This is a genomic window from Streptomyces pratensis (genome assembly GCF_037137275.1).
GTDB lineage: Bacteria > Actinomycetota > Actinomycetes > Streptomycetales > Streptomycetaceae > Streptomyces > Streptomyces pratensis_B.
The window spans coordinates 12,102-23,519 of record NZ_JBBBEN010000066.1; the positions used below are offsets into that span (position 1 = coordinate 12,102).

8 protein-coding genes and 1 pseudogene are annotated in these 11,418 nt (G+C 70.5%); 6 read left to right on the forward strand and 3 right to left on the reverse strand.

Annotation, left to right across the window (positions count from 1 at the left end; translation table 11 throughout):
- Positions 1-50: 50 nt before the first annotated feature.
- The 3 genes and pseudogenes from V9U70_RS06070 to V9U70_RS06080 all read left to right on the forward strand — a co-directional run.
- Positions 51-401 (forward strand): annotated as a pseudogene (locus V9U70_RS06070) (helix-turn-helix domain-containing protein); the annotation flags it as partial.
- A 98-nt stretch (positions 402-499) separates the two neighbouring features.
- Entirely contained in the window at positions 500-1,105 is a 606-nt protein-coding gene (locus tag V9U70_RS06075; protein ID WP_336673422.1) for a transposase, read from the forward strand.
- Positions 1,095-1,637: a plasmid pRiA4b ORF-3 family protein gene (locus tag V9U70_RS06080; RefSeq protein WP_336673423.1), complete on the forward strand. Its 543-nt coding sequence runs from the start codon at positions 1,095-1,097 to the stop codon at positions 1,635-1,637. The genes V9U70_RS06075 and V9U70_RS06080 overlap by 11 nt, the downstream gene beginning before the upstream one ends.
- Here V9U70_RS06080 and V9U70_RS30505 read toward each other — a convergent pair.
- A complete protein-coding gene (locus V9U70_RS30505; protein ID WP_419723941.1) occupies positions 1,592-2,107 on the reverse strand; it encodes a transposase in 516 nt (171 codons plus the stop codon). The two genes, V9U70_RS06080 and V9U70_RS30505, sit on opposite strands and share 46 nt — an antisense overlap.
- A gap of 794 nt (positions 2,108-2,901) precedes the next feature.
- On the opposite strand from V9U70_RS30505, the gene V9U70_RS06085 reads away from it, so the two are divergent.
- Complete coding sequence (locus tag V9U70_RS06085) at positions 2,902-4,590, forward strand: cellulase family glycosylhydrolase (protein ID WP_336673424.1); 1,689 nt, start codon at positions 2,902-2,904, stop codon at positions 4,588-4,590.
- Between the two features lie 1,167 nt (positions 4,591-5,757).
- Here the strand turns inward: V9U70_RS06085 and V9U70_RS06090 are convergent.
- Together V9U70_RS06090 and V9U70_RS06095 are read right to left on the reverse strand one after the other, a co-directional pair.
- Positions 5,758-6,498 (reverse strand): class I SAM-dependent DNA methyltransferase, encoded by a 741-nt coding sequence (locus V9U70_RS06090; protein ID WP_336673425.1) that lies wholly within the window; start codon positions 6,496-6,498, stop codon positions 5,758-5,760.
- A 1,006-nt stretch (positions 6,499-7,504) separates the two neighbouring features.
- The gene (locus V9U70_RS06095; protein WP_336673426.1) at positions 7,505-8,068 is read right to left on the reverse strand and encodes a VanZ family protein; all 564 of its coding nucleotides are present in this window, start codon (positions 8,066-8,068) and stop codon (positions 7,505-7,507) included.
- Between the two features lie 159 nt (positions 8,069-8,227).
- Here V9U70_RS06095 and V9U70_RS06100 point away from each other — a divergent pair, with 159 nt between their 5' ends.
- Both V9U70_RS06100 and V9U70_RS06105 read left to right on the forward strand, forming a co-directional pair.
- On the forward strand, positions 8,228-9,439 hold the full coding sequence (locus tag V9U70_RS06100) for a sensor histidine kinase (RefSeq protein WP_336673427.1): 1,212 nt from the start codon (positions 8,228-8,230) through the stop codon (positions 9,437-9,439).
- On the forward strand, positions 9,436-10,089 hold the full coding sequence (locus V9U70_RS06105) for a response regulator transcription factor (protein WP_336673428.1): 654 nt from the start codon (positions 9,436-9,438) through the stop codon (positions 10,087-10,089). The genes V9U70_RS06100 and V9U70_RS06105 overlap by 4 nt, the downstream gene beginning before the upstream one ends.
- Positions 10,090-11,418: the final 1,329 nt, after the last annotated feature.

The following is an 11,418-nucleotide window of genomic DNA, read 5'->3' on the forward strand; positions in this document are numbered from 1 at the left end:
AGTTCCGCCGATGGCATTCGCTCGTTGACCGGGCATGGTGCTTGATCCTGATGATCGGTGTGTGCTTGAGGAACGGGTGCGGGCGCATACCACTCCGCAGCGGGCTGCCCGTCGGGCCCCTTGTTCTGCTGGCTGCTGGAGGGTGCCCGGCCTGGCGGATAGCGGAGATCGTCCGGGTGGATGTCTCCACGGTGGTGCGGTGGCGGGGCCGGTATGCCCGGGAAGGGCTGGCCGGGCTGGAAGAGCGGTCCCGTTCGGGCCGGCCGCCGGTGTACGGGCCGGAGGTGCGGCTGCGGATCGTGGCGGCGGCCACCGGTGCACCCCCTCACCCCTATGACGGCTGGTCGCACCGGCTGACCGCCGACCACCTGGCGGACACCGGCATCTCCGCCTCCCAGATCGGACGGGTCTTGGCCGCGCTCGAGGGCAAGCCGCACCGGGCCCGCGGCTGGCTGACCCGGCCCGCCGACCCGAACTTCTTCACCAAGGCCGCCGAGGTGTGCGCCCTTTACCGCAACCGTCCGCCGGACTCGGTGGTGGTGTCCGTGGACGAGAAGACCGAGATGGCCGCCCGCTCCCGCAGGCGTCCAGACCGCCCGCCCCCGGGCGGGGGCGCCAACGGGAGTTTGAGTACGTCCGACATGGAACCGTCTCGGTCACCACTGCGCTGGATGTGCACACCGGGCAGGGCGTCGTGGACGAGCTGCCACGCAACGACTCCGCGCACTTCATCAGGCTCCTGGCCCGGTTGGAGAGATGCATCCCGGCTGGACTGACGATCCACCTGATCCTGGACAACGGCTCCTCGCACCCATCAAGGGCCACCCGGGCCTGGCTGAAGCTGCATTCGCGGATCGTGCCGCACTACACGCCCAAGCACACCTCCTGGCTGAACCAGGTGGAGATCTTCTTCTCCCTCCTGGCCCGTGCCGTCCTGCGTCACGGCGACTTCTCCTCGCAGGGGGACCTGCTGGAGAAGGTTACCGGCTTCACCGTCATCCGCAACGAGACCGCTCGCCCGTTCCGTTGGAACTACGAGGGCCGGCTCCGCCAGACTGAGCACGAGAGCGCCGCCGCTGTTAAGGAACCGTGCCATGCCCGCTGACTTCGTCCTGCAGATCAAGGTCACCCTGGCAGACATCCGCCCGCCGATCTGGCGACGGCTGCAGGTCCCGGCCGACCTCACCCTCGACCGCCTGCACCTGGTGATCCAGACCGCGATGGGCTGGGAGAACTACCACATGCACGTCTTCGCCACCCCGGCTGGCGACTACGGGCGGCGCGACAGCGAACTCGGCCACCGCGACGAGCGCAAGATCCCACTTTACGTAGTCGCTCCCGCCGTCGGCGACCAGATCACCTATACCTACGATTTCGGCGACGACTGGGTGCACCGCATCGAGACCGAGAAGATCCTCCCCAAGGAGCCGGGCACCGCCTATCCGCGCTGCGTGACCGGCCGCCGGGCCTGCCCGCCCGAGGACTGCGGCGGCCCCTGGGGTTACGCGAACTTCCTCGAAGCGATCGCCGATCCCAAGCACGAACAGCACGAAGAACTCCTCGAATGGATCGGCGGCCCCTTCCGCCCCGACTACCTCGACATCGAAAACATCAACAAGCTCCTGACCGCCCAGTAGCCATCGGCGGAACTTCCGCGGCGCAGCACTAGCGGCGATGGACGGATACCGTCGACACGCACCGCGAGGTGATCGCCCTGGCCGCGGCCACCGGCTGCTACCCGTCCCGCTCCACGCGGACTGTGCCGTCTACGTCGCCGACGGCCCCGGCCCGCTGGGCATCCTGCCCATCGTTCAGCGGCGCCGACCGATTCGCTGCGATGTCTCGACACCCTTGCGGGCGACGCGTGCCGGATTCCGTGTCGGGAGAGCCATTGCCGCAGGTGACAGCACTTGTCGGCGTGGAGCTGGTCGGGCCTGCGCCGACCAGCGTCTCGGCGGGAGCGGACAGGCAGTATGGCCTTTACGAACAGGGTCAAAGCCTGGCTGTCGTGGACGTTGGCGCCGCAGACTGCGACGGAGATGGGCATACCGGTCCGCTCGGTGATCAGGTGCATCTTCGACCCGTACTCGCCGAGTCGATCGCACACCTCGCCCAGCCCAACTCGCCGCAGAAGACGAGTTCTTCAAGGACCAAGTGGTGGAGCTTGATGCGCACCCTGCACCTCGTCCACTCGGCGAACCTACGGTGCCGCCCCGGGCGGCACCGTAGGACAGCTTCGCCATGGGCAGTCCGACGCTGCCACGAACGCGAGCACCGCCAGGATCTCCCGATCTCCATGACAACGCCGACCACCACCCTGCGACCGCGACGGAGCCTCCGGCCCCATTCGGGCAGGGACACGATCACCGTGGTTCAGCCTCGTCTCACCCTCACCACGCCGTCGTCGAGGCGCAGGCTGCCGCCCTCGCCCTCAACCACCATGGTCCCCGGCCTCTCCGTGCCGTCACCGAAACTGTCTCCGCAGGGCCCGGAAACCACGGAGGAGTGGTGGTCGACTACCTCCGAAACTCCAGCAAAGGGCGTGACGCACCCAACCCGCTGACCGACCGTGCCAGCCCCATAGAACCGGAGGCCGGCCTGGTCACCGCGGAAATCCGCGCACTACTGCGATGCCCCCGTCCCGCCGGAAGCGAACCAAGATCAACGGGGCAGAAGAACCGCCGAGTCGACCGTCAAGGTACGGCCGAGACACAGCGGGAACAGACTGGCATGTCGCCCCGTAGCGGACGCTTCTCTTCGTGAGCCATTGCCCACGGACCGTCGCCGAGCCGTGCGCGACACCTTGACCTGTCCCTGACGAGGTGGCTTCATGGGAGCGCTCCCATTCATTCGATTCCTTCCATGTCCAGGTCCCCTGGCGCCCACCCATCCGGAGTCGCAGTGAGAACAACACGAGGCACGGTACGCGGCAACCCCGTCATCGCCCTGCTGGCCGCCCTGGCCGCCCTCCTGGGGCTCGTCGGGGTCTTGGGCCCAGCCAGTGCCCAGGCCCGGGAACGAGGCGGCGAACCGGGCCGCACGGCTGACGCGGCGGCCGCCGGTCTCCACATCGGTGACGGCCGCCTGCTCGAAGGCAACGGCAACGACTTCATCATGCGCGGCGTCAATCACGCCCACACCTGGTACCCGGGCCAGACGCAGTCGCTGGCCGACATCAAGGCGACGGGCGCGAACACCGTCCGCGTCGTTCTCTCCGACGGCCACCGCTGGAGCGAGAACGGCCCTCAGGAGGTAGCTGGGATAGTCGACCTGTGCAAGGCCAACCGACTGATCTGCGTCCTGGAGGTCCACGACACCACCGGGTACGGGGAGGAGGCCGCGGCCGGAACACTCGACCACGCCGCCGACTACTGGATCAGCCTGCGTGGTGTCCTCGCCGGCGAGGAGGACTACGTCGTCATCAACATCGGCAACGAGCCCTGGGGCAACACCGACCCGCAGGGCTGGACCGCGCCCACCGTCGCCGCCGTCCAGAAGCTGCGGAGCGCGGGGTTCCAGCACACGATCATGGTGGACGCGCCGAACTGGGGCCAGGACTGGCAGGGCGTCATGCGCGCCAACGCCCAGACCGTCTACGAGGCCGACACCACAGGCAACCTGATCTTCTCGATCCACATGTACAGCGTCTACAACACCGCCGAGAAGGTGACCGCCTACCTGAACAGCTTCGTGGACGCCGGGCTGCCCCTGGTCATCGGTGAGTTCGGAGGGCCGGCCGACCAGTGGGGCGACCCGGACGAGGACACCATGATGGCAGTCTCCGAGGAACTCGGCCTCGGCTATCTCGCCTGGTCCTGGAGCGGCAACACCGACCCGGTCCTCGACCTGGCGATCGACTTCGACCCCAGCCGGCTCAGCTCCTGGGGCGAGCGCATCTTCCACGGTGTCAACGGCATCGCCCAGACTTCCCAGGAAGCCACGGTCTATGGCGATGGCACCCCCGGTGACACCCAGGCTCCTACCGCTCCCGGCACGCCGGCCGCCTCCGCGGTGACGGCGACGTCAGCCGTCCTGGCCTGGGCCGCGGCCACGGACAACGTCGCTGTCGCCGGTTACGACGTCGTCCGTGTCAGCGGCGGGTCGGAAGCCCCGGTCGCCTCTTCCGCCACGAACCGCGCCACGGTGGCCGGCCTGGCCGCCGACACGGAGTACACCTTCGCCGTCTACGCCCGGGACGCGGCCGGGAACCGCTCGGTCCGCTCCCCCACCGTGACCGTCACCACCGACGCGGACGGTGGCACGCCGGGCATACGCTGCTCGGTCGATTACCGGGTGGTCGGCGACTGGCCGGCCGGATTCCAGGGCGAGATCGTCATCCGCAACACCGGCGCCACCGCCATCGACGCCTGGACTCTCGACTTCACCTTCGCCGACGGCCAGAGCCTCACCAACATGTGGGGCGGGACTCCCGCCCAGAGCGGCGGCACCGTCTCCGTCACCCCCGCCTCCTACACCTCCTCCATCCCGGCCGACGGCTCGGTCACCGTCGGCTTCACTGCGGCGCGCGGAACCACGAACACCGCTCCCAGCGCGTTCACCCTCAGCGGCGCCCCCTGCGGTACCGCCTGAACCAGTGCAGGACTCCTGGCCGGCCGGACGCCATGCGCCCGGCCGGCCAGGAGGCGCGAAACGGCCCCAGGGTCAGCGGGCGATCACGTCGGCACGAGTGCCGCGGTCGATGACCGGTCCTCGTCCACGCGCTGGACCGACGGTGCTCGGGGGCGGTGGGACGCCGAACGACTCCGGCAGGTATCTCCACGCGCACCCGCTCGTCAGCCCGTGCACCACAGCCGTGAACCCCGCGCGCTCGTCCACCGAGGCCGTGCTCCCGGCCCTGCGGGACGTGCGCTTCGGTGCCAACGGAGCGGCCGGCTGACTCGGTTGGTCCGGAACAAGTCGGCGCGACAGGTCATCAGCACCCTCAGTCCGGCTTCTTGCCGCATCAACCAACTGCCACGTGGGACACCTTGCTACCGCAGGTGGTACGTCGGCCCCGGCGCCCCGGACGAAGGGCGGCATCCGGACCGGCATGTGTTCCAGGGCGCCGTGTTCGTCCTGCACACCGGGATCGTCTCGCCGTGAGGACCGAGGCCGGCGTCTGGCCCCGGCTGCGCGAGGGCCCTCCAGCAAGCTTCGCAGCGTGAACGCTCTGGGCTTCTCCGGGCGGCCTTCGAACGGCTCCCGTAGACGGGCGTGGAGAGGGGCGCCCAAGACGGGATGCAGCCCCGTTGACCGGAGCAGCGCGGGCAGCGCGGGCAGCGCGGGCAGCGCAGGTAGCGAACATCGCCTGATCACCGGCAGTGTCGGCATCTTGCTCGCCACCACTGCGAGCGGCGGCGACCGAAATGACGTCACCCAGCTGACTCCGCCGCATCAGGTGGTACCGCCGGTGCGAGGCGAGCGCGGTGCGCTGCCGGCGCCGCCCGGACGTGGTGCTGGGCGGTAGAGGCCACGGCCACGGCAAGTGCCGCCGCCTCGTCCGGGAGCTCGGGCGAAGCCGCTGATCGCCCGTCGTGGTATCGAGCACGGCTCCGAACTCGCACCCCACGCCGGCTCGGGGAACGCGCAGCGCTCCCCTGCCCTGGTGCCGCCGCCTGCCAATCCACGGGGAGATGCGCGACGACACCCACGAAGCCGCCTCACCCTCGGATGCGCACTGGTCTACCGACGTTGCCTGACGTTTCGTCAGAAACCTTGCGGCAGGCGCGTTCCGCGTTGGCAGCCCCATGGCCGACCTCAAGCCGGCTTGCGCCACACGGAGATGTGCTTCACGGAGTCCTGGGTGTACGGGGCCTCGTCCCAGTCCGCGACACGGCGTTCCAGCTCGAGCCCAGCGATCCGTGCCATCAGGTCGAGCTCTGCCGGCCAGGCGTACCGGTGCCGGGAATTGTCGCGGCGGTAGCGGCCGTCGTCACCGTCTCGGGTGAAGTGGTGCGAGACAAGGATCTGTTCGACCAAGTCGAACGTGTCGAAGCCAAGGTGCTGCTCGGAGACATCGAAAGGCACCGCACCCTGGCTGGGCGGCAGGAGCCGCAGCGGCGGCACACCCAGCTCGATGACGAATCGGCCGCCGGGCTCCAGATGACGTGCGGCGTTGCGGAAGCACTCGACCTGCTCGTCCTGCGTGAGCAGGTTCGTGATGGTGTTGTAGACGAGATAGACCAGGGTGAATGCGCCCGGTACGACGGTGGTGGCCATGTCCCCGATGACTACAGGGAGGGTTTTCTCGTCGAGCTTGCGCCGCAGCACGGTTACCATGTGCTCGGACAGCTCGACGCCCGCTACGGGCACGCCGCGTTCGCGGAGCGGGACCCCCACTCGTCCGGTTCCGATGGCGAACTCCAGGGCCCGGCCGTCTCCTGCGAGCTCGGCGAGGAAAGCAAGAGCCGGTTCGAGAGCGGCAGCCGAGGACGCTTCGGTCTCCTCGGCGTCGTAGCGGTCCGCGGTCGCCCGGGTCCACAGCTCACTGCTCGTCATGGACGACCACTTTGCCGGGTGCCGAGGGGCACTGTCGACGCATTTGTGTTCTCCGCGGAGCAGCGTGACCCGCCCACAGCTCCTCGCCGTCTTCCCGCGGCCTTCCGCCGACCCGCCCGCCCCCGCGTCCAGGAACGGATGGCGGCGGACTCCTCCCGTTCCGGCCGTTGCCCGCCGCCGGCATCGCGTTGGGCGCGGTGACCGCCGTACCGAAGCGAATGCCAGTTTTTACGGCGGGCAGCCCCGGGTGGCCTCGTACTCCGGCTCGTGCTGGGCTCCCTCGGTGTCGCGGCGCTCGGTCAGTGGCCTGGGGCCGGCGGCCGGGCGGGGCAGAGCGCGAACCCTGGTGTCTCGGGGTGGCGGGGCGCTCGGTCCGGGCGGTGCTGCCTGCGGCACGACGGCGGTGATCAAGAGGGTGAGCTGGCCGATCCGGTGCGGCAAGCGTGCGGAGGCCTGCACGACGAGGGGCTCCCTCTCGTCTTGGGCACGGACGGGGAACAGCTCGGGACCGCCGTTGCCTCAGCGGTCCCGAGCTCTCCGAGGCGCCGGGCGGTCGTGGTGCGAGTCAGGGTGGTCCCGGACGACGAAGTTCAGGGCATGCCACCAGACGTTCGCGCTCTCTCTTCCGCTCCCTCAGGTCCTGCGGCTTCTTTGTGAGCCAGGCGAGGGGGTCCGCACAGGCACTGCCCGTCAGGGCCTCGGTTCGGGCTGTGCAACCGAGCGCCGGACACAGCGTCCCATCGGGGGGTGAGCCGGACGCACCCGCGTGGCAGGGTGTCGGGAGTGGCCAGGGCCGGGTGCGCGCGCCGACCCTGGGGACGGTCATCGAGCGCATCCTGGGGCCCGAGCATCCTCACACCCTGCCACTGCCCTGACCGATCTCGGGAAGCAGGCACAAACCGTCGACCTCCCCCGCTGGGCCCTCGCCGAAGCACCCGCGGCAAACGGCCGAGAGGCCTCCACGGCGAAGGTGACTGCCTCAGCAGACCGGCCCCAGCCCTGAGGCTCAGGCGACCGTGCGCGCAGACGGGGCAGCCTTCTCCAGCACGGCACGCATGGCGGTCGACCGGTGGGCGACGCGCAGGACGCCGTAGCCGAGGAGACCGCCCAGGGTGTTGGCGATCAGGTCGTTGACGTCGACGGCGCGGCCGTTGCCGAGCACGATGTACTGGAGCATCTGGAGCACTTCAACACTCAGGCTGATCAGCGCGGAGGCCATGGCCGTGCCGCGGAGGCCGGTGTGCGGGCGCAGCAGCGGCAGCAGGAAGCCGAGCGGCAGGAACAGGATGACGTTGGGAAGCATGGTGATGTCCGCCATGAGCAGCGGGATCGGCTGGATCTGCCCGTACCATGCCGCTTGGTTGCGATACATGCCGCCGTAGATCCACAGCGGGAAGAAGGTGATCGAGGCGACCGCCGCGGCGTAGAGCGCAGTAGTGCAGCGCAGCGCCAGCGGAGCGCCGCGCCAGCCGGGAGCGTCACGCCGGTGGCGTGCCAAGGCCACGAGCGCGAAGCCGACGAGCGCCGGTCCGAGGACGGCGGAGGTGGGAATCTCGGTCTGGAAGTTCATGTGGGAGTCCATGGGAGGTCGGCATGCCGGTGATTCGTTGCAGGCCGATCCTTTCCGTGCGGGATGCCGTCGCGGATCTGCCGAAGGGCGGAGGACGCTCGGCGCCACTACGACTTTCGGCAGAGGGGTGGTCCCGGCTCCGGTCCTTAAGCTGCGGGCATGCACTCCCCGCACTTCGGTCGAGCCTCTTCCCGTACGCGCCGGGTCCTCTTCCGCCTCGGTGTCGTCGTGGTTGTGGCCGGGCTGGCCTCGGCGCTCGCCGCCGACTACCGCATCGGTCTCCACCTCTCCCCCCTCGCGCTCCCGGCCTCCGCCTCCGCCGTCACGTCACTGCTGGCACTGGCGGTGCTGGCCGCACACCGGTGGCGCGGCGATCCGCGGGTCGCGGCTGCGGCCGGTGCACTGGCGGGAGCGGCGTCCCTCGCGTGCAGTGCGTGGATGCGGGCGGTGGCCGGACGGCCGGGGTCGTCGGCGGGGCACGCCGACGCCTACACCCTGTTCGAGATCGCCGCGCTGATCGTGGTGCTGGTCGTCACCGTCCGGTACGGGGCCGCGCGGCCCGCCGCCGGGGCGGCGGCGCTGCTGTGTCTGGCCGTGATGGTGCGGCCGGTGGCCGTGCGGGTGACGGAGAACAGCCTGATCCTCGTTCTGTTCTGCGCCCTTGCCGTCTGCGCCGGGCTGACCAGCGCGCTGGTGGCCCGGCTCGCGGCCCTGGACCGTCGGCACCACGCGGAACAGGTGCGGTTGGAACAGCGGCTCGCCTTCGCCCGTGACCTGCACGACTTCGTGGCCCATCATGTGACGGGCATCGTGGTGCAGGCCCAGGGAGCGCGGGTCGTCGCGGGCTCCAAGCCGGAGCTGGCCTTGTCGGCGCTGGGCCAGATCGAACGGGCGGGCTCGGAGGCCCTCCGAGCCCTGCGGCACATGGTCAGCGGGCTCCGCACGGAGGCCGCACCGCCCTTGGGCGGAGTGGAAGGGGTCCGCGCCCTGGTCGCGGGGTTCACCCTTCCCGGCGGGGGCGGCGCCCGTCTGTCGGAGGAAGGTCCCGTCGACCGCCTGCCCCCGGCGACGAGCGCGACCCTCCACCGAGTGGCGATGGAGGCGCTGACCAACGTACGGAAGCACGCACCGGGCTCCCGGGACGTGACCGTGACCCTCCGGGCCCTGGCCGGCTCGGCGGATCTCGACGTCGTCAACGCTCCCTCCGCCCCGAGCACGGAGACACCCGTCACGGCGGGGTACGGTCTGACCGGTCTGGAGGAACGTGTCACCGACGAGGGCGGCCTCTTCCAGGCGGGCTTCGACAGCAGCGGGCGCTGGCGGGTGAGCGCCCGCATCCCCTGGGAGAACACGTGGAGGGACCGCCGGTGATCCGGGTACTGCTGGCGGACGACCAGGAGATCGTCCGCACCGGCATGGCCATGATCCTGTCCGCCGAGGACGACATCCAGGTGGTCGCCCAGGCCAAGGACGGTCTCCAGGCTCTGGCGATGGTGGAGTCGCACCGGCCGGACGTGGTCCTCATGGACATCCGTATGCCGCGTCTGGACGGCCTCGACGCCCTGCGTCACCTCACCCGGCCCCATGCCGCGCACCGGCCGCAGGTTGTGATGGTGACCACCTTCGACGACGAGGACTACCTGGCCCGCGCCGTGGCGTCGGGAGCCGCGGGGTTCATCCTCAAGGACTCCGGCCCCCGGCTGCTCGCCGAGGCGGTCCGGGCGGCCGCAGTCGGTGACTCGCTGGTGAGCCCGTCGATCACCGTACGGCTCCTGAGACAGCTCCGTACGGGCGGCTCCACCTCACGGGCCGCTGCCACCCAGCTTTCCCCGCGCGAGCGCGAGGTGGTCGGGCGGTTGGCCGAGGGCCTGACCAACGCCGAGATCGCCTTGGCCCTCTCCATCACGGTAGGCACGGTCAAGACCCACCTCGCCAATGTGCAGGCGAAGCTCGGTGCGCGAAACCGCGTCGAGATCGCGGCCTGGGCGTGGCGCAACGGTCTGGCGGGGCACGGCGTGTGAGTTTCGGAGTCCCGTGGCGCTCCGACGAGCGTCGTCTCCTTCCCCAAAGCCCCTGCTCATCAAGGCCGCCCGGGAGCTCGCGACACCGGTACGGAGCCGACGTGGTCAGACCCTCAGCTCTCGCAGCGTCTGCCCGGTGGTGCACCGGGCAGGGGTGGAGCGATCGACCGGTACGGCGTAGTCCCCGGGCCCCGCACCGGTGAGGCTCGGTTCCGCGGGCGGCAAGGCCAGTGCGGTGGGCGGGGTGCCGAGAGCGTGAGCTGGGCGGTGATGCCGGTGGCGCGCCGGGTGAACTGGGCGAAGACGGTGGTGGTCATGCGCTCGCTCCGGTGCTGGTGTCCGCCCCGCCGCACACCGAGGCCCCCGCCGGGCACCGCGGTCAAGGCGCGCACCCTTCCGACGTCCTCCCTGCCGGCCGCGAACCGCGCCCTGGGCACGTTCGGGGGTCGATCATCGAGGCGGGGCGGCAGCTGAAGGAACGCAACCGGTGTGCATCAGGCGGCGGCTCTCCCGGAGCCGCGCCTGTGCGGCACCCGTCTCCGGTGTCGCACAGGCGCAGCCGCCGGATCAGGGCGTAGAGGCTGGAGCCGGGCGGCGGCCAGGCCGCAGACCACGCAGCCGACGCCGAGCGCGCCTCCCGCGTAGCCGCACGCGGCGATCCCGTGGGCTCCGTGGCCGAGACCGCGCCGAGCGGTACGGCCGGGTTCCGGACGAAGTCCCCGGGCGCCCACCGGACCAGGCCGCCCTCAGCCATGTCCAGGACCGATACGCGTCCCGGTGGCCCTCCGGGTGGTGCAGAGTGAACGCCGAGCGGCCGACGGCATGGACCTCGAAGCACAGCCCGATCAAGCCCGGTCCGCCGACCTCTAAGGCGCCCGGGGCCCGCGCGGAACCAAGCAGGCAAGGCCCCCACGGCGAGGGCACCGAGACCCCGCAGACCCAGTCATGCCGTTCATGACAGGCCGATAACGTGATCTATTTCTCCGACACTCCTTCTCCGCCGAGTCGTTGGGTGGGATATGCACCCCGCCTTCGACTCGGGCTCTCCCACCGTCCGGGCTCTCGCCGCCCGCGCCGGTGACGCCGCTCACGTTCCGACGCTTCTCCCTCCACGTCTCGCCAGGGAGCGGACTCGTATGCGGTCCGTCGCACACACGGGAGCCGGCCGGGGCATGCCCGCCGGGTCTGCGTCGTCCGAGCCCGAGGCGACCGGACCGCCGTCGACGCGCCGGTCGACGCCGTGTGCTCCACCCCGCACCTGGCCGAACGGGCGGCCCCATGGACGCACACCTGGACTCGGCCCCTGCCCCGGCCGGGTCCCGCAGCGAA